Below are 17,863 nucleotides of genomic sequence, written 5' to 3' on the forward strand. Positions count from 1 at the left end.
AATGGACGTCAGCTTACGTCAAAAAGGCGTCAGGCTCCCCCTCTTTTTTGGAGAGGGGGCCGGGGGGTGAGGTGCCCCGCGTTAGGCCTACTTCTTATACATCGTGTCGTGCCCCTCGTAGCTGAGCTGCCCAAACGACGCCGTATTCGTCGTAGCCTGCCCCATCGAGGTGGCGTACATCCCAAACACGCAGCCGATGAAGCCGCCCGCCACCTGCGTACTCAGAAATTTGGCATTGACTTTTTCCTTCAGTGGCTTCCATCTCTTGGCCTTCTCGGCGAAGTAAAAGCTATAGGTGTCGTTGTCGGCGCTGATGCGCAGGCCGACTTTACCCGTGGCCGATTGCAGCATTTCCTGGGCCAGTAGCTCGGGCACTTTCTCGTCGGCGGTGCTTTTGAAAAGCTGAATGACGGGCTTGCCTGCGGCCACCGACTGGCAGAGGAAGTAGTAGTGCTTTTCGTCCTGGAAAATCGTGAGGCCGGCCTTCTCATTGTCGGCTTTGGTGGCGAAACTTAGCTCGGTTTCGGTGCTGCACTTGAGGTGCTGCTGCCGCTTGCCGATAAAGGACGGGTTGCCCGTGCCGCCGCAGGTTTCGGGCTTGAGCTTCAGCGTGAGGCCCTTGGCTTTGCTGAACGCGTAGCTCGTGGTGTCGCGGGTGCGCAGGAAGAGCAGCGCCGGGTCCAGCGCTTTGTCAAACCGCAGGGTGTAGGCAAAATTGCCGCTCTGCGGCAGCGCGCCGGGCTGCTTCACCTCTCGGTAATTGGCGGTGTAGGCGTACTTTACTTCTTTGCTGTCGGGGTTGATGATGGGCCAGTCGTCTTTCCAGGTCACGGGCGCGATAAACGTCTCGCGGCCAGTGTTGTAGAAGTTGCCCTCGTAGGGCCGCACGGCCAGGAAAATGGCGTAGGTCTTGCCATCAGGCCCCTGCACAAACTGCGCGTGCCCCGCCGACGTGATGGGGTCGGGGCGGCCGGGCGGCAGGTCGCGCTGCGTCAAAATCGGGTTTTGCTCATAGGGCACAAATGGGCCGAGCGCCGACTTGCTGCGAAACACCACCTCCGAGTGGTTGACCGACGTGCCGCCCTCGGCCGCGTAGAGGTAGTACCAGTCGCCGCGCTTCATAATGTGTGGGCCCTCAATCCAAACCGGCTTTTTGCTGAGGTCCACGCCGCCGTTGACCAGCATTTTGGCCTCACCCACGGTTTGCAGTGTCTGCGGGTTCAACTCGATTTGCTTGATGGAGCGGTGGCCCGAGTACAGCGGCTTGTTGTCGGGCGGGTCGCTGTTGTAGATGACGTAGGCCTTATTGGTGGCGTCGTCGAAAAACAGCGAGGGGTCGATGCCCCGCACCTCGGGCAAAAACGTGGGGTCGCTCCACGGCCCACCGGCGTTTTTGGCCGTCATCACGAAGTTGCCCTTGTGGTCGATGAGCGTGCAAGTGAGGTAAAACGTGCCGTTGTGGTAGTCGATGGCCGGCGCAAACAAGCCCCGCGTCATGCGGTCGCCCATAAAATCCATCTGCGAAGGCCGGCTGATGACGTTGCCCACCTGCTTCCAGTTTTTCAAATCCTGGCTGTGGAAAACGGGCACGCCCGGAAAATACGCAAACGTGGAATTGACCAGGTAGTAGTCGGGGCCGACCTTCACAATGCTCGGGTCGGGGTAAAAACCGGACAGAATGGGGTTGACTAGCGTGGTGGTCTGCGCCAGGGCCGCCGGGCAGCGGCTCAACAAGAGGGCAGAGCTGAGTAGAAGAAGTTTAGCGCGCATGAAAGCGGATTTGGAAGCGGAAAAGAGTGGGGTAACACCTCAGAGCCCGCTAAAGTAGAGCAGCCACCCGAGCGCAACACCTATCGATAGGTATGCGCCTGGGTGGCTGCTTTGGTAGCCGTCGAAGCTATTTCCGCACGCTACGGTGCGTTACTCTTTCAGCAGCTTGTCCACGGTGCGGTTGAAGCCCGCGATTTCCTCCTCGTAATACTTGCCCGTGCCCGGCCCCGCAAAGCCGGTATGGATGCTGCGCACCGCGCCTTTTTTATCCAGGAAAATGGTGGTGGGGAAGGCCAGAAACTTGGCCAGCTGCGGCAGCGAACGGGCCACCGAGTCCTTATTAGCCACGCCCGCCACGGCCAGGTCGTAGCCGATGTCGAAGCGCTCCTTGAGCTTGCGCAGGCGCGGGGCGGCCTTATCATACTCGGAACTGCGCTCGTAGCCCAGGCCGATGACCTCGACGCCGCGCGCCTTGTTTTTGGCGTACCACGGGGCCAGGAAGGCGGTTTCGTCCATGCAGTTGGGGCACCACGAGCCCAGCACTTGCAGCACCACTACCTTGCCCCGGTACTTGGCATCGGTGGGGGAGATGCTGCCGCCCTCCGCCACGCTCGGAAACTTGAAATTCAGCCGCGACTCGCCCTTTTTGAGGTAGGTGAGCGTGTCGGCATCGGGCAGCTTGGCCTTGGGGTCGAGGGTAGCCGTCCAGATTTCGTGGCCGGACTTGCCGGCGTAGAAGTCGCCTTTTAATGTTCCGAGCGTGTAAGAATTGTGTAGGCGACCTTCAGGAGCTTGCCCCACGAAAAGAAATGCGTGGCTACCATCAAAGGTGCTCAACTTTATTCGGCCGTTTTCTCTGTAGCCTGATAAGTAGCGATAGTCACCAGTTGTAGTGAGGAAAGTGCCCCTTATCTCGCCTTTATCTAGCTCCTTTAGAATCCCAACAGCTGGGTAGCTAGCTTTTTGTTCTTCTGTAAAAGTAGCTTTCCAAGTGCCATCAAATGCTGTAGAAGGTTGCTCTTCGTCATAACGAGGCAGTAATAACTCTCCCTTCTCGGCCACCAGCGGCACCCGGTACGGCGTCTTGGCGTCGTATTTGACCCATACACCTTTTAACTTACTCTTGTGTACAGTTGACTGAGCAGGTGCAGCGCCTACAGCACTATCAGGCACAGCAATATCCCTTGTAGTATCGGCGCGTACCACCAGCGCCGCATCGAAGACGTGCAGCTTGATGGTGGCCGAGTCGCCGGCCGCCGAAATCTCGTCGCAGCGCAGGCGCTCCTCGCCGTTCAGGCCCTTGTTGATGAGGTAGACCACGGGCTTGCCGCCCTCGGTTTTGACCTCGAACAAAAAAGGCAACTGCTGGCCCTGAATGGCCAGCTCGCCGCGCCACGGGCCGGGCGTGAGCAGCGCGGCGGCCGAGGTGCCGGCTGCGTCGGTGGTGGTAGAGGAAGGAGTGGAATTGCAGCCGGCCAGTAAGCCGGCACCCAACAGCATAAGCGGAAAAGCTTTCATAAAAGGCAAGATAGAAGGCCTGAAACCAGCAAGGCAGCACCTTAGTTATAAGAATGGCCGTTAGTGGCCCAGTACTTGCGAACGCGCGGCCGTAAAACAGGCTAGCCTGGCCGGCGGGTTTTATTTGGACAGCTTCTAAGTATAGGCTTAAATTACCAAATTCCTAGCAATTGCTTACCCGCCGAGTTACTTTTGCGCCTAAGCTAAAAACCCACTCCCATTCCCTATGGCGTTTGACCTTGATATGATTCGGGCCGTGTACGCGGGCCTCGGCTCGCGCATCGAAGCCGCCCGCGCGGCCGTTGGCCGCCCGCTCACGCTCACCGAAAAAATCCTTTACGCGCACCTCTACGGCGACCAAAGCGGCAAGTCGTTTCAGCGCGGCGTAAGCTACGTGGATTTTGCCCCCGACCGGGTGGCCATGCAGGACGCCACCGCCCAAATGGCCCTCCTGCAATTTATGCAGGCCGGCAAAGACAAAACCGCCGTGCCCTCGACCGTGCACTGCGACCACCTCATTCAGGCCAAGGACGGCGCCACCGAAGACCTCGCCATTGCCAACGACGAGAATAAGGAAGTATATGATTTCCTGGCCTCGGTATCCAACAAATACGGCATCGGCTTCTGGAAGCCCGGCGCGGGCATCATCCACCAGGTAGTGCTCGAAAACTACGCCTTCCCCGGCGGCATGATGATTGGCACCGACTCGCACACCCCCAACGCGGGCGGCCTGGGCATGATTGCCATCGGTGTAGGTGGTGCCGACGCTGTGGACGTAATGGCCGGCATGCCCTGGGAGCTGAAATTCCCGAAGGTGATTGGCGTGAAGCTGACCGGCAAAATGAGCGGCTGGACGTCGGCCAAAGACGTAATCCTGAAAGTAGCCGGCATCCTGACCGTGAAAGGCGGCACCGGCGCCATCGTCGAGTACTTCGGCGAAGGCGCGGAAAGCCTCTCGGCCACCGGCAAAGGCACCATCTGCAACATGGGCGCGGAAATCGGGGCGACGACCTCGGTATTTGCCTACGATGAGAAAATGGGCGACTACCTGCGCGGCACCGGCCGCGCCGACATCGCCGACGCTGCCCGCGAGCAAGCCGCGCACCTGCGCGCCGACGACGAGGTGTACGCCAACCCCGCCGATTTCTACGACCAGCTCATCGAAATCGACCTTAACACGCTGGAGCCCTACGTGAACGGCCCGTTCACGCCGGACGCCGCGTGGCCGATTTCGCAGTTTGCCGCCGCCGTAAAAGAGCACGGCTGGCCCGAGAAGCTGGAGGTAGGCCTGATTGGCTCGTGCACCAACTCCTCTTACGAAGACATCACCCGTGCCGCCAGCGTGGCCAAGCAAGCCGTAGACAAGGGCCTGCACGTAGCCGCCGAGTTCACCATCACGCCCGGCTCGGAGCTGGTGCGCTACACGGTGGCCCGCGACGGCCTCCTCGACACCTTCGCCGAAATGGGCGGCGTCGTGCTGGCCAATGCCTGCGGCCCGTGCATCGGCCAGTGGGCCCGCCACACCGACGACCCCAAGCGTAAGAACTCGATTATCACGAGCTTCAACCGCAACTTCGCCAAGCGCAACGACGGCAACCCCAACACCCACGCCTTCGTGGCCTCGCCCGAAATCGTGACCGCCTTCGCCATCGCCGGCGACCTGACCTTCAACCCGCTCACCGACACGCTGCCCGGCAACGGCGGCAACGTGATGCTCGACGAGCCCCAGGGCGTAGAGATGCCGCCTCGCGGCTTCGACGTCGAAGACGCTGGCTTCCAGGCGCCCGCTGCCGATGGCTCGGGCGTGCAAGTGCTCGTGTCGCCCACTTCGGACCGCCTCGAACTGCTGGAGCCCTTCAAGGCCTGGGAAGGCACCGACCTGCTCGGCCTGCGCCTGCTCATCAAGGCCCAGGGCAAGTGCACCACCGACCACATCTCGATGGCCGGCCCCTGGCTGCGCTTCCGCGGCCATCTGGACAACATCTCCAACAACATGCTCATCGGGGCGACCAACGCCTTCAACGGCGAAACGAACTCGGTGAAAGACCACGGCACCCAGGGCGAGCCCTATGTGCCAGTGCCCCAGGCCGCGCGCGTGCTCAAGAGCCTCGGTATCGGCAGCATCGTGGTGGGCGATGAAAACTACGGCGAAGGCAGCTCGCGCGAGCACGCCGCCATGGAGCCCCGCCACCTCGGCGTGCGCGCCGTGCTGGTGAAGTCGTTTGCCCGCATCCACGAAACCAACCTCAAGAAGCAGGGCATGCTGGGCCTCACCTTCGCCAACAAGGCCGACTACGACCTGATTGAAGAAGACGACCAAATCGACATCCTCGGCCTCACGAGCTTCGCACCCGGCCAGCCGCTGCAAGTGCGCCTGCGTCACGCCGACGGCGACACCGACCTCATCACGGTAAACCACACCTACAACGAAGGCCAAATCGCCTGGTTCAAAGCCGGCTCGGCTCTGAACCTCATTAAGTTGCAGGAAAGCGGCGTAGCGTAGTCAGCATCACGCTCGCAACGTAAGTTTACGGCCGCCTCGGGAAACCGGGGCGGCCGTTTTCGTGCGTGTGCAAAATCCAAGAACGTGGTATCTACTCTAAAACCACCAAACGGGCTGCGTATGAGAAAAACCTACGGAATACTTTGTTTGCTACTGCTATGGATAATAACAACCGGGCACGCGCAAAGAGTGGTGCGGGGCGTAGTGCAGGTTGCCTCAAATAAGACAGCGCTGCCCGGCGTAGTGGTATTGGTTAAGGGCACTAGAACGGGAGCCTCTACCGACATGCAGGGAAGCTTTCAACTGGCCAGTTTGCGCGACACCATTACGCTAGTGTTTTCGTCGGTTGGGTTTGAAAGGCTGGAAAAAAAGATTATTCTTACGCAGGATACGACAACACTACTTCCTATTCGCCTGAAAGAGGAGTGTAGTATAGATTTCTTCTATCATAAACACGTAGAGCTTTCGCTACTGAGCGGTGTGCGCTACACCCCGTTGGGTGGTAGAATACAGGCTCTCTACCCATATCTTATTAAGACTCGGCATGGCCAAGGGCACTTACGAGCAGAGTTTAGCTATCAATTTGGAACTGATAATTATCAACATAATGGGACGCTGGCACTTGGTAATGCCTTTATAAACTGCGATAATAATGTGGATATAACCACGAGCTATCAGAGCGTGCGGTTGGCTGCGCAAAAGTTTTCTTACACTCGCTACACCATTGGCGCAACTTACACCGGCAAGCTAGTGGGTCGAGAGATACCAGTCTACTTAGCTATTGGCAATCTTAGCTATTCAGCAGAGGAAGTTTCAGCAACTAAAATCGGCGTGGAAGCAGGATTTAATTATCCCTTCTTTATTTACCTCAATAGCTCATGTGCCCGTAGCATGCAACTTGCAGCAATTGGTCGAATAGCTTATTGGCAAGACTACTGGCAGTTTCGAAGCGGCTTGGAAGCACAAATTAAACGATTTTCTGCTGGGGTGGATTTCAATAAATTAGGCCAGTACGCAGAAATAAACACTAGGGTAGGCTTCAAAATAGAGCGTCGTTATCATGCGAAGAAACTTGATTAGGAATCGTTTTTTGGAACAAGTAATTAGAGTTATTGAAGTTGTTTTAGGAAGTCAATTGAACCAGCTGTAACCCTTATGTTGCGCTGGAAAGACATTCTCTACTACGCCAAATACAGCAACCCCGAGCCGCCCCGCCGCGTCGAAAAAACCGATGCCGAATGGCAGGCGCGGCTGACCCCGGCGCAGTACGTGGTGCTACGGCAGCAGGGCACCGAGCCACCGTATCGCAATGCGTATTGCCGCAGCTATGAGCCAGGCGTGTATGCCTGCGCGGGCTGCGGCAGCGTCTTGTTTGATGCGGGCACGAAGTACCACGCCATGTCGGGCTGGCCCAGCTTTACGCAGCCGGTGGCCAAAAACGCTATTCGCTACGCCTTTGACGACAGCCACCACATGCAACGCATCGAGGCCGTTTGCAACGTGTGCAGCGGGCACCTGGGGCACGTTTTTGCCGACGGGCCCGAGCCCGGCGGCCTGCGCTACTGCATGAATTCGGCGAGTTTGGTGCGGCTGGCGGCCGGATAGTCTACAGCGGCGCTATGTTTGCCGGCCATGAGCAAGATTCTTCGCAAAACCCTGAAAATTATCGGCTACACGCTGGGCGGCATTGTGGCCGTGCTGCTGCTGTACGTGGCCGCCGCCTTTGGCCTGGCCCTGATACCGGTAGCCGCCGAGCCGGTGCCGCCGGGCGGGCCGCGCATCCCGGTGTACCTCTACACGCCCAACGGGGTACACACCGACCTGGTGCTGCCCGTGCGCACCGCCCAAGTAGATTGGAGCCGCCAGATAAAATACGCCCACACCACCAGCCGCGACAGCGCGGGCTACGACTACCTGGCCTTTGGCTGGGGCGACAAAGGCTTTTTCTACATCCCCGGCTGGGGCGACCTCACCTTTCCCATTGCCTTCAAGGCCGCGTTTCACCTGGGCACGTCGGCCATGCACACCACGTTTTACAAGCAAAGCGAGCTACTACCCAGCACTACCTGCGTGCGCCTCGACCTCACGCCCGACCAATACGCCCGGCTGGTGGCCTACGTGCAGGGTAGCTTTCGGCCTGATGCGGCGGGCCGCGTGCAGTACCTGCCGGGCCACACCTACGCCGGCCACGATGCCTTTTACGAAGGCCAGTGGGCCTACAGCTTCTGGCATACCTGCAATACGTGGGCCAATAATGGTCTGAAAGCCAGCGGCCAGCGTGCCGCACTCTGGACGCCCATTTCGGGCGGGCTCTTTCGGCACTACGGGGCCAACAAGTAGATGCTATGCATAGTCGGGGCGGGCTGCCGGGCTATATTTACGGCACTGTACTAAAGCCAGAATTTACTAGCTCGCATGGATTTAAAGGAACTCGAAGCTGGCGTGGACCCGCACGTGCATTGGTATTACCAAAGCAAAAAGCTGCCGCTGCTGAACTACGCCAAGAAAGCGCTGGCCGGCGGCCAGCCACTGACCATCGTGGATATTGGGTCAGGGTCGGGTTTCTTCGCCATCGAGCTCGAAAAGCTGTATGGCAACGCCATCCGCAAAGTCTACCTCGTGGATACCGGCTACTCGCAGGAAGAAATGAGCCTGACGCAGGGACAGAAAATTGAGAAAGTCCACCGTATTCCAAGCACCATCGAGAACGGACTGGTGGTAATGATGGACGTGCTCGAGCACATCGAAGACGACCTGGCCATGCTGCAAAGCGTGAAGGCAGCTTGCGTGGGCGACAACAACTACTTCTTTATCACGGTGCCGGCGTTTCAGTCGCTCTGGAGTGGGCACGACGTGTACCTAGGCCACTACCGCCGCTACAAAATTCCGATGCTGCGCGAGGTGCTGCAAAAAGCAGGCTTCCGCAAAATCAGCAACTACTACCTCTATGGCGGCCTGTTTCCGATGGTATGGACCGTGCGCCAGCTTGATAACTTGAAGGGCAAAGACGCGGCCTCTAACATGCGGCCGTTCAGCCCGGTAGTGAATAATATCTTGTTGGGGCTAACATCGGTAGAGATGAAAATTGCGTCGGCCAATAAGCTCTTTGGTGTGACGTGCGTGGGCGAAGGCAAGATTTAACGGTTGCGCGGACTTTGTAGTCCGCGTGCGTTAGCAGGCAACCAGCCGGCCGCGGACTACAAAGTCCGCGCAACTGGCAACCCTGAGCCCATTTCCGAGTTACCAAAGCGGGCCTAGGTCCGCTTTTCTTGTTTCAAAACCCACCCTTCATGCAACACCGCACCCTCGGCAAAACCGGCTTCTCCATTTCTGAAATCAGCCTCGGCACCTGGCAGGTGGGCGGCAAGTGGGGCGAGCCCTTCAGCCACGACAACGCCGACCGCATCCTAAACGCCGCCGTAGACGCGGGCATCAACTTCATCGACACCGCCGACGTGTACGGCGACGGCGAAAGCGAAAAAGCCGTGGGCCGCCTTGTGCGCAGCCGCGCCGGCGAGCGCATTTACGTGGCTACCAAGTGCGGCCGCCGCCTTCAGCCCCACACCGCCGAGGCCTACCAGCCCGCCGCCCTGCGCGGCTTTGTAGAGGACAGCCTGCGCAACATGAGCCTCGACACCCTCGACCTCGTGCAGCTGCACTGCCCGCCCACCGACGTGTACTACCGCCCCGAGATTTTTGAGGTATTTGACCGCCTCAAGGAAGAAGGCAAAATCCAGAACCTAGGCGTGAGCGTGGAAAAGGTAGAGGAAGGTCTGAAAGCCATCGAGTACCCCAACGTGACGACGCTGCAAGTGATTTTCAACATGTTCCGCCAGCGTCCGGCCGAGCTGCTGTTCAAAGAAGCCCAGCGCCGCGACGTGGGCGTAATCGTGCGGGTGCCGCTGGCCAGCGGCCTGCTCACGGGCAAGTTTTCGCAGCAAACCACCTTTGACAAAGACGACCACCGCAACTTCAACCGCAACGGCGAGGCCTTCGACAAAGGCGAAACCTTCGCGGGCGTAGACTACAACACCGGCCTAGCAGCAGTGGAAGAGTTGAAGAAAATCTTCCCCGACCAGCCTAACCTAGCCCCGGTGGCGCTACGCTGGATTTTGATGTTCCCCGAGGTTAGCTGCATCATCCCCGGCGCGTCGAAGCCGGAGCAGTTGCTGTCAAACCTGAAAACGGAAGAAATCCCGGCCTTGACGCCTGAGCAACTGGCCGCCGTGCGCGGCGTTTATGACCAGATGATTCGGCCGCAGGTGCACCAGATTTGGTAGAATAATGGGGATGGCGCGGGGCTGTGCCCCGTGCCGACTATTTGCCGGCCTCTGGCCGGCGACGTAAGCCAACGTTGTTAAGTGCCAAAGTTTAGCAACGTTGGCCAGCGTGCGGGCCAGAGGCCCGCGAATAGTCGGCACGGGGCACAGCCCCGCGCCATCTGCAATAACGGACGCTAGCCTACTTCGGCAGCTTAATCCGGTACAGCCGGAACGGGTAATCGACCTTGCTTTCCCCACCGTTCCACTTTGGGGCGCGGTTTATTTGCGTGGCGGTCAGATACAAATAGCCGTCATAGCCTAGGGCGAAAGTGTCGGGCCAGCTCAGGCGCGGGTCGTGCACCAGGGTTTCGAGGCGGCCGGCGGGCGTGACGCGGCGGATGGTATAGTTGGGCGAATCGGAGAGGTAGATGTTGCCGGCCTCATCGGATAGCATACCGTGGCTAACGCCGGTTTCGCCCACGGTTTCGACATGGCTGGCTAGGTCGGCGCTACCTAGGGCGGGGTTGGCGAGGTACTCGGTGGCGATGCGGTAGAGCTTGGTTTGGTTGATGGCGCGGTAGTAGAAGTACTTGCCATCGGGCGGCAGCGCAATGCCGTTGACGTTGCTGCTGAAGGGCTTGCCTGACTTGTCTTTCACTTCCTTGCCATCGAGGCGCAGCACGAAGCCTGGCTCGGTGGCGGTCGATTTGTGGCCTTGCAGCACGATGCGGCTTTTGCCGGTTTTCAAATCGAGCACCACGATGCCGGCCAGCACGGGGTCGGAAATGTAGGCCAGCTGGCGGCGCGTGTCGATGCGGACGTCGTTGAGGCCGGTGCGCTCGCGGGGCAAATCCTCGAAGCGGTAAATTCGCTCAACTTTGTTTGTTCCTAGGTTGATTTTTAGCAGCTTGATACCGGCAATGACGGGCGCCTGGTCGTCGGGGTTCGAGGGGTCGAGCACCCAGAGGTTGTCGTCGGCATCGACCACGGCGGCCTGCACGTTCACGAAGCGGGTGGCGGCCTGGGTCGAGTCCCACTGGTTCCAGAGGGCGTTGGGGTAGGGGCGGCGCTGGCCGTTCACGATTTCAGCCAGGCCGTAGTCGTACTCGTAGTTCTTGTCGTTCTTCTTTTTGGGGAACGTCATGAAAATGCGCCCCTTGTGCGAAATGCCCACGCCGATGGGCTGGTGGCGGCCGGTCTGGGCTACTTCTTCGAGCGGGATTTTTAGGTCTTGGGCGGCGGCGGGCAGTGTAAAAAGCAGGCCGGCGAGGAGCAGGGGAGCGCGCATAGGAAGATTTTTGCACCGCGGCAGGCGCGGCAGAGGGCGCGGAAGAGCGCGGAAGCTGTTCCTACGAAGCCGGCGGGCCAGGGTTAAGCGGGGCAGCGGTTTCGCAACCTTCGGGTACGAAGCCGGGTAAGCAGCAGAGTCTCACGGGGGCGCGGCCTCCTTTTGCTGTACTTAGGTTATGCGTTTCTCTTCCATTGTAGCTAGTTTGGCCCTAGGGGTAGCGGCCGTTTCTGCCCAGGCGCAAGCGCCGCAGTACCTCACTACCGGCCGCGTGGTGCGCCAAAGCCCGGCGCTCGACCAAGTGCTGGCGCCCGGCGCGGCGCTCGAAATTATTTCCTCGGGCCACACGCACGTCGAAGGGCCGCTGTGGGTGCCCGATAGCAGCATGCTGCTGTTTTCGGATACCAAAACCCAGACTATTTACCGCTGGCAGGCGCAGGGCGGCCGCTCTAAGTTCTTGGAGCACACTGGCTACACTGGCCGCCTACCTTATAGCGACGAGCCCTCCAGTAATGGCCTGACCCTGGACGGCCGCGGCAACCTACTACTCGCCGAGCACGGCGACCGCCGCATCGCCAGCCTACCCCTAGGCCAGAAAAGCGGCAAGCGCACCCTCACCGACAACTACCAGGGCAAGCGCTACAACAGCCCCAACGATGTAGTGGCCGCTCCCGATGGCGCCATCTATTTCACCGACCCACCCTTCGGCTTGCTCAGCAAAAAAAGTCCCGAACCCACCCGCGAACTAGCTTTCACGGGCGTGTTTCGCCGCGCCCCCGACGGCCAGGTAACCGCCGAAATAACCGACGTGGCCCGCGCCAACGGCCTCGCCTTCAGCCCCGATGGCCGCACGCTCTACGTGTCTAATGCCGACTCGCTGCGGCCCGTTATCCTAGCCTATGAGGTAGGAAAAAACGGCAAGCTGGGCAAGAGCCGCACCTTTTTTGACATGGCCAGCCTGCCCAAAACGCGCTTCAAAGAAGTGCCCGACGGCCTGAAGGTAGACCAGGCTGGCAACGTATACGCGGCCGGCGTGGGCGGCTTACTCATCCTCTCGTCCCAGGGGCAGCACCTAGGCACCATCGACCCCGGCGAGGTAGTGGCCAACTGCGCCTGGGGCGACGATGGCCACTCCTTATACCTGATGGCCACCACCTTCGTGTGCCGCATCAAGACGCTGGCGCAGGGCGTGCCGGGCCGGTAAAGCGCTGACTAATAACGTCCGTCATGCTGAGCGCAGCGAAGCATCTCTATCGCACCGGTGCAGGTGCCAAAAGTTAGTTGACCAATAGAGATGCTTCGACTACGCTCAGCATGACTAACGATTTTACAACGTTGCTACTTGGTCCTCGCGAGTTTCACGCGGCTTCTGCACGAGGTAGTAGTACAGCAGAATAAATAGCCCGATACTAAACGGAATAATCGCCAGATGCTTGCCATCGGTGATAGTGCCGATGGGCACCGTGTCGAAGCCAAAAAACTCGCTCATCATCCAGTACGAGTTGGCCGAAATCCAGAACACAATGGCCAGGTTGTGCGCCAGCTCGGCTTTGATGCTACGCGTGCGCCAAGTGATGAGCAGGGCAATGCTAAGGGTCGGAAAAACCATGAGGATACCTAAGGTTTTCCAAATCATGCACCAGCTGATGTCCTTGATGAGCCAGAATAGGATGTGCAGGTTTTCCATCTTCCGGTAGGAGGCCGGGATGGCGTATACTTCTTCGGTTTCGGCGGGTGATTCCATTTGAGCTAAGAACGGCGGCGCAGTGGCTACGCCGCCATTCTTCTATAAAAGCAGTTTTAAGCGCGGGCCGCCGTGGGGCGACGCAGCAGGTATACCACTACCAGCAGCACCAGCAGACCCAGGGCCGGAAAGCCATTGGGGAGCAGGCCGCCCGGAATTTTGGTGGCGTGCACGTAGGCCGCGCCAATCATAATGAGCATGAGCCCTAAGGCCGCCAGACGCGTGAAGCGCGGCACCAATAGCCCGATGCCGCCCAATACCTCGGCTCCCGCAATGAAATAGGCAAACCAGCTCGGGAAGCCCATGCCGCCAAAGCCTTTCACCGTGTCGGCGAGATGCAGCAGCTTATTACCGCCCGACGCGATAAAAGCAACGGCCAGCAGAATTTGTAGAATCCAGGCGATGATATTGCGGGTAGAGGACATGGGGAGAGAATGAGGTGAGCAGGCGCAAGGTAAGGCGCGCCCGTTGCCTTTAGCAAGCGCAGCGCCGGAGGCGCTACCTAGGGCCAACTAGTTGACGTATATGGCTACCAAGTCTTACCCCACGGCCACTTCTTTGCGCTCGCCAATCTGCTGGCGCCACATGGCGTAGTACAGGCCTTTTTGGGTCAGCAATTCCTCGTGGCGTCCCTGTTCGGCCACCTGTCCGCGCTCTAGCACAAAGATGCGGTCGGCGTGCAGGATGGTGCTGAGGCGGTGCGCAATGAGCACCGTAATGTGCTGGCGCGAGCCCGACAACTCGCGCACCGTGCGGCCGATTTCCTCTTCCGTAAGCGAGTCGAGGGCCGAGGTAGCCTCGTCGAAAACCAGCAGGGTAGGGTGGCGCAGTAGGGCGCGGGCGATGCTGAGGCGCTGCTTTTCGCCGCCACTCACCTTCACGCCGCCCTCGCCGAGCACCGTGTCGAGGCCCTGCGGGGCGCGCGCCAGCAGCGAATCGGCCGCTGCTTGGTGCAGGGCGGCGAGGCACTCGGCATCGGTGGCGTGCGGGGCCACGAAGCGTAGGTTTTCGCGGATGGTGCCGGCAAACAGTTGCGTGTCCTGTGTCACGAAGCCGATTTGCTCGCGCAGCTGGTCGAGGTCCACCTCGGTGCTTGGGATGTTGTTGTAGCGAATCTGGCCGCTTTGGGCGGGGTAGAGACCCACGAGCAGCTTCACGAGCGTGGTTTTGCCCGAGCCGCTGGGTCCGACGAACGCGATAGTCTCGCCGAGCTTGGCCCCGAACGAGATGCCGGCCAGCGCCGGCGCGGCGGCCGTGAGGTGCTTGAACACCACGTGGTCGAAGGCCAGCGTTTCGATTTTGGCAATAGGCTGCGGGTGGGTGGGTTTCACATCGCGGGGCGTGTCGAGAATCTGCTGGAAATTGCCCAGCGAGGCCTCGGCTTCGCGATAGGCGCCAATGATGGTGCCCAGCTCTTGCAGCGGCCCGAAGATGGAAAACGAATAAATAAAGAACGAGAAGAATTGCCCGAGGCTGATGTGCCGCTGCACCAGCAAATACAAGAGCAGCAAGATGATAACGTTGCGCAGCAGGTTTACGAACGTGCCCTGCACGAAACTCAGCGAGCGCAGGTAGCGCACCTTGCGCAGCTCCAGTTTCAGAATGCGGTCGGTGATGCCGTTGAGGCGCTTGGTTTCCTGCTGGGCTAGGCCTAGGCTTTTTATCAGCTCGATGTTGCGCAGGCTTTCGGTGGTGGCGCCGGCCAGGGCCGTGGTTTCGCCCACGATGGTCTTCTGGATGACCTTGATTTTCTTGCTCAGCGCAAAGCTCAGAATGCCCAGCAGCGGGATGGTGAGGAAGTACCCCAGCGCAATGGGCCAGTACACGCTGATGGCGTACCACATCACGAAGATGATGCCCACCAGCGCCGTAAACAGCACGTTGACAAAGCCTTGGATTAGCTTCTCCACGTCGATGCGCACCTTCTGGAGCTTGCCTAGGGTCTCGCCCGAGCGCTGGTCCTCAAACACCTGGTAGGGCAAATCGAGCGAGTGCCGCAGTCCATCGGAGTACATCTGCGCCCCTAGCCGCTGAGTAATCACGTTGACGTAGTAATCCTGAAAATTCTTGGCCACGCGCGATACCATCGCCACGCCTAGCATCAGTCCAATGTAGGGAATTGCCTCCTTAAAGAAGGGCCAAAACGGCACCAGGCGAAAGCCCGTGCCCCCGTCCTTAGGCGTAAAATGGTCGACCAGCTTGCGGAAGATGTACGGGTCGAGCAGCGAAAAAATCTGATTGGTAGCGGCCAGTACCAGAGCCAGGACGAGCAGGCCCCAATAGCGGCGCAGGTAAGAGTAGAGGAGTTTCATAAACGCAAAAGCGCCGGGCGGCGGGCCCGGCGCGGGAAGAACAAGAAAGAGGCGGTTTTGTGAACAAATAGGAAGCGATAGCTAACCGTCTGTCCTGCTGACAAAGGAAGCATCTTGCGTGGCGCAGTGACTTCTATTAGCAACCAAGCGAGCAAGATGCTTCCTTCGTCAGCAGGACAGATGGTTAGGGCTTACTGCCAGCCGCCCCCTAGGGTGCGCACTAACTGCACGGCGGCGCGCAGCTGCGTGGTCTGGGTTTGGACGACGAGGCGGGCGGCGTCGAGGGTTTGGCGGTCGGCATCAACCACGGCGAAGTAGTCGGTGAGGCCGCGACGGTAGCGCTCTAGCGTGAGGCGACCGGCGAGGCGGGCGGCGCGCAGAGCGCGCTGCTGGGCCGCGAGCTGGGCACGGCTGCTGGCTACGTCGGCCAGGGCGGTTTCGACTTCCTCGTAGGCGGTGAGGGTGAGGTTACGCGAGTTGGCGACTACTTCGGCGGTTTGGGCTTCGGCTAGCTGCTGGTTGCCGCGCAGGCGGCCACCGTCAAAAATGGGGATGTTAAAACCGCCGCCCACGTAGTAGGTGTAGGCGTTAGCCAGCTTGGGTAGGTCGCCGACGTTGGTGGTTTGGGGACCGATGTAGCCGTTGAGTTGGAGGGTGGGTAGGCGGGCCAGGCGAGCCGATTTGGCGCGCAGGTCGGCAGCGGCGCTTAGGCGCTCGGCGCGGCGTAGGTCGGGGCGGCGGGCGAGTAGCTGGGCGGGCACGTTGGCCGGAATGACCGGCGGCGCGGGCAACAGCGGGCCGGGCGGCGTGGCCGGCACTTGGTTGGTAGGCAACGGGTTAATCGGCCCCACTGAATCGGGCTGCACCGATACTAGCGCGAAGCTGCTGGCCGGCCGGCCCGTGAGCGTGGCCAGCGAAGCTACCAGGCCAGCGCGCTGGCGGCGCAGCTCTACGGCGCTAGCTTCCACGGTGGCCAGCTCGGTTTCGGAGCGGCGCACGCCGATTTCGTTATCTACGCCGGCCTTGAAGCGGGCGGCGGTGAGCTGCACGTTGTAGCGGCGGGCCTGGCGGGCGCTGTCGAGCACCAGCAACTCGGCATCGAGGCCGCGCAGGCTAAAATAGGCATTAGCAGCATCGGCGGCGATGGTCAGGCGCACGGCCTGCTCGTCGTCTTCGGTGGCTTGTAGGTTGGCGGTGGCAGCCTGGGCATTGCGCCGCAGGCGGCCCCACAAGTCTACCTCGTAGTTGACATTGACAGGTACGTAAAACTGGTTTTGATTGACCGCCACGGCCGGAATGGACGACGCCTGCCGGGGCCGCAGAGCCGACAGCTGCGAGTAGTATGTGGAGGGCGCAATGGCCACCACCGGCGCCCGCTGCGCATCGGCAATGCGGAGCTGCGCCCGCGCCTGCTCGACCCGCGCCACCGCCGCACGCGTGCTGAAATTGAGCGCATTGGCCTGGGTTTCGAGCCGGGTAAGGGTGGTGTCGTTGAACACCGTCCACCACGGCCCCGCGGCCGGGGTTTGGCTCAGCTGCGGCGGGGCTTCGGTAGGCGCTACCACCGGCTGTTCGGGCTGAATGCGACCTAGGGAATCGGCCGGATGCGCGTTTTTCCAGGCCGTGGGGATGGCCTGAGCGGGCGGGTCGTAGTGGTAGCGCGTGGCTGCACAGCCACCTAGGGTTAAGCCTAATAAGATAAGAGGGGTGCGCATTCGGATAAGTTAATTCTAAAGAGATTCGCCAGTTATCAGCTGTCATTGCGAGCGCAGCGAAGCAATCGCATTAGGACGAGCACCCGAGCGGCGCGGCTAAACAGGTGCGATTGCTTCGCTGCGCTCGCAATGACAGCTGATAATCAAGAAGCTACTTGCCCAGCGGCGACGACACGCGCGGTGCATCGGGGTCGTTGGGGCGCGGCGCGGTAGGTGCCGGGCCGGCGGGTTTCTTAGGTGCCTCGGCTAGCTTGGTGCCTACTTCGAGGCCTTCGGTAAGATTTTCGCCGGGGTTAATAACCAGCATTTCGCCGCCTTTCAGCCCCTGGCTAACTTCGAGGTTCGCCCCAAAATCGCGGCTCACTACAATGTTCTGGTAGTGAATTTTGCCATCCTGCACCACGGCTACTTTTTGCTCGGTGCCGCTAGGTACCAGCGCATTGGCCGAGATAAGGACGGTGGGCGCAGTCTGCGGCAGCTTGAAGCGCACCTGGCCGTAGGTGCCGGGGCGCAGCTGGCCCTGGCGGTTGGGCAGGCGCACTTCGGTGCGCAGAGTGCGGGTTTGCGGGTCGAGGGCTTCGGCGTCGCGGGCCACGATGCCCCGGAAGGGCTTATTCGGAAACTCGGGCACGATGATGCTGGCCGACAAGCCGCGCTTGATGCTAGGCACGAAGTTTTGCGGCACGTCCACGAAGGCGCGGAGCGTGTCGGTTTGCTCTACTTTAAAAAGCTGTGAGCCAACAGCATTGCC

General features: G+C 60.2%; 15 protein-coding genes. 7 read left to right on the forward strand and 8 right to left on the reverse strand.

Annotated elements, in window-relative coordinates:
- Positions 1-87: 87 nt before the first annotated feature.
- Together VFO93_RS22230 and VFO93_RS22235 are read right to left on the reverse strand one after the other, a co-directional pair.
- Positions 88-1,770, reverse strand: coding sequence for a glycoside hydrolase family 43 protein (locus VFO93_RS22230; protein ID WP_325136579.1), 1,683 nt, complete (start codon positions 1,768-1,770; stop codon positions 88-90).
- 150 nt (positions 1,771-1,920) lie between these two features.
- Positions 1,921-3,288, reverse strand: coding sequence for a TlpA disulfide reductase family protein (locus tag VFO93_RS22235; protein ID WP_325136580.1), 1,368 nt, complete (start codon positions 3,286-3,288; stop codon positions 1,921-1,923).
- A 226-nt stretch (positions 3,289-3,514) separates the two neighbouring features.
- Between VFO93_RS22235 and VFO93_RS22240 the strand changes: the two genes are divergently transcribed.
- From VFO93_RS22240 to VFO93_RS22265, 6 genes are all read left to right on the forward strand, one after another.
- Positions 3,515-5,791 carry an aconitate hydratase gene (locus tag VFO93_RS22240; protein WP_325136581.1) on the forward strand — a complete coding sequence of 759 codons (2,277 nt, stop codon included), beginning with the start codon at positions 3,515-3,517 and terminating at the stop codon, positions 5,789-5,791.
- 120 nt (positions 5,792-5,911) lie between these two features.
- Entirely contained in the window at positions 5,912-6,871 is a 960-nt protein-coding gene (locus VFO93_RS22245) for a carboxypeptidase-like regulatory domain-containing protein (protein ID WP_325136583.1), read from the forward strand.
- 75 nt (positions 6,872-6,946) lie between these two features.
- A complete protein-coding gene (gene msrB / locus VFO93_RS22250) occupies positions 6,947-7,396 on the forward strand; it encodes a peptide-methionine (R)-S-oxide reductase MsrB (protein ID WP_325136584.1) in 450 nt (149 codons plus the stop codon).
- A 27-nt stretch (positions 7,397-7,423) separates the two neighbouring features.
- Positions 7,424-8,131: a DUF2459 domain-containing protein gene (locus tag VFO93_RS22255; protein ID WP_325136585.1), complete on the forward strand. Its 708-nt coding sequence runs from the start codon at positions 7,424-7,426 to the stop codon at positions 8,129-8,131.
- A 75-nt stretch (positions 8,132-8,206) separates the two neighbouring features.
- Positions 8,207-8,932: a methyltransferase domain-containing protein gene (locus VFO93_RS22260; protein WP_325136586.1), complete on the forward strand. Its 726-nt coding sequence runs from the start codon at positions 8,207-8,209 to the stop codon at positions 8,930-8,932.
- A 149-nt stretch (positions 8,933-9,081) separates the two neighbouring features.
- On the forward strand, positions 9,082-10,071 hold the full coding sequence (locus VFO93_RS22265) for an aldo/keto reductase (protein WP_325136587.1): 990 nt from the start codon (positions 9,082-9,084) through the stop codon (positions 10,069-10,071).
- A 181-nt stretch (positions 10,072-10,252) separates the two neighbouring features.
- Here the strand turns inward: VFO93_RS22265 and VFO93_RS22270 are convergent, their stop codons facing one another.
- Positions 10,253-11,341: an SMP-30/gluconolactonase/LRE family protein gene (locus VFO93_RS22270; RefSeq protein ID WP_325136588.1), complete on the reverse strand. Its 1,089-nt coding sequence runs from the start codon at positions 11,339-11,341 to the stop codon at positions 10,253-10,255.
- A 178-nt stretch (positions 11,342-11,519) separates the two neighbouring features.
- On the opposite strand from VFO93_RS22270, the gene VFO93_RS22275 reads away from it, so the two are divergent.
- Positions 11,520-12,545 carry an SMP-30/gluconolactonase/LRE family protein gene (locus VFO93_RS22275; protein WP_325136589.1) on the forward strand — a complete coding sequence of 342 codons (1,026 nt, stop codon included), beginning with the start codon at positions 11,520-11,522 and terminating at the stop codon, positions 12,543-12,545.
- A gap of 123 nt (positions 12,546-12,668) precedes the next feature.
- On the opposite strand, the gene VFO93_RS22280 is transcribed toward VFO93_RS22275, so the two are convergent.
- The 5 genes from VFO93_RS22280 to VFO93_RS22300 form a co-directional block, all read right to left on the reverse strand.
- Complete coding sequence (locus VFO93_RS22280; RefSeq protein WP_325136590.1) at positions 12,669-13,085, reverse strand: hypothetical protein; 417 nt, start codon at positions 13,083-13,085, stop codon at positions 12,669-12,671.
- A 56-nt stretch (positions 13,086-13,141) separates the two neighbouring features.
- Positions 13,142-13,510: a DoxX family protein gene (locus VFO93_RS22285; protein ID WP_325136591.1), complete on the reverse strand. Its 369-nt coding sequence runs from the start codon at positions 13,508-13,510 to the stop codon at positions 13,142-13,144.
- 114 nt (positions 13,511-13,624) lie between these two features.
- The gene (locus tag VFO93_RS22290; RefSeq protein WP_325136592.1) at positions 13,625-15,397 is read right to left on the reverse strand and encodes an ABC transporter ATP-binding protein; all 1,773 of its coding nucleotides are present in this window, start codon (positions 15,395-15,397) and stop codon (positions 13,625-13,627) included.
- A 191-nt stretch (positions 15,398-15,588) separates the two neighbouring features.
- Entirely contained in the window at positions 15,589-17,112 is a 1,524-nt protein-coding gene (locus VFO93_RS22295; protein WP_325136594.1) for an efflux transporter outer membrane subunit, read from the reverse strand.
- A 151-nt stretch (positions 17,113-17,263) separates the two neighbouring features.
- Positions 17,264-17,863: efflux RND transporter periplasmic adaptor subunit (locus tag VFO93_RS22300; RefSeq protein WP_325136595.1), on the reverse strand; the 600-nt coding region annotated here is incomplete at its 5' end.

The organism is Hymenobacter sp., from assembly GCF_035709525.1.
Taxonomy (GTDB): Bacteria; Bacteroidota; Bacteroidia; order Cytophagales; family Hymenobacteraceae; genus Hymenobacter.

Excerpts from the sequence above, each read along its gene's own strand:
- VFO93_RS22230 (WP_325136579.1), bottom strand. The coding sequence starts at position 1,770 with ATGCGCGCTAAACTTCTTCTACTCAGCTCTGCCCTCTTGTTGAGCCGC.
- VFO93_RS22235 (WP_325136580.1), bottom strand. The coding sequence starts at position 3,288 with ATGAAAGCTTTTCCGCTTATGCTGTTGGGTGCCGGCTTACTGGCCGGC.
- VFO93_RS22240 (WP_325136581.1), top strand. The coding sequence starts at position 3,515 with ATGGCGTTTGACCTTGATATGATTCGGGCCGTGTACGCGGGCCTCGGC.
- VFO93_RS22245 (WP_325136583.1), top strand. The coding sequence starts at position 5,912 with ATGAGAAAAACCTACGGAATACTTTGTTTGCTACTGCTATGGATAATA.
- msrB (WP_325136584.1), top strand. The coding sequence starts at position 6,947 with ATGTTGCGCTGGAAAGACATTCTCTACTACGCCAAATACAGCAACCCC.
- VFO93_RS22255 (WP_325136585.1), top strand. The coding sequence starts at position 7,424 with ATGAGCAAGATTCTTCGCAAAACCCTGAAAATTATCGGCTACACGCTG.
- VFO93_RS22260 (WP_325136586.1), top strand. The coding sequence starts at position 8,207 with ATGGATTTAAAGGAACTCGAAGCTGGCGTGGACCCGCACGTGCATTGG.
- VFO93_RS22265 (WP_325136587.1), top strand. The coding sequence starts at position 9,082 with ATGCAACACCGCACCCTCGGCAAAACCGGCTTCTCCATTTCTGAAATC.
- VFO93_RS22270 (WP_325136588.1), bottom strand. The coding sequence starts at position 11,341 with ATGCGCGCTCCCCTGCTCCTCGCCGGCCTGCTTTTTACACTGCCCGCC.
- VFO93_RS22275 (WP_325136589.1), top strand. The coding sequence starts at position 11,520 with ATGCGTTTCTCTTCCATTGTAGCTAGTTTGGCCCTAGGGGTAGCGGCC.
- VFO93_RS22280 (WP_325136590.1), bottom strand. The coding sequence starts at position 13,085 with ATGGAATCACCCGCCGAAACCGAAGAAGTATACGCCATCCCGGCCTCC.
- VFO93_RS22285 (WP_325136591.1), bottom strand. The coding sequence starts at position 13,510 with ATGTCCTCTACCCGCAATATCATCGCCTGGATTCTACAAATTCTGCTG.
- VFO93_RS22290 (WP_325136592.1), bottom strand. The coding sequence starts at position 15,397 with ATGAAACTCCTCTACTCTTACCTGCGCCGCTATTGGGGCCTGCTCGTC.
- VFO93_RS22295 (WP_325136594.1), bottom strand. The coding sequence starts at position 17,112 with ATGCGCACCCCTCTTATCTTATTAGGCTTAACCCTAGGTGGCTGTGCA.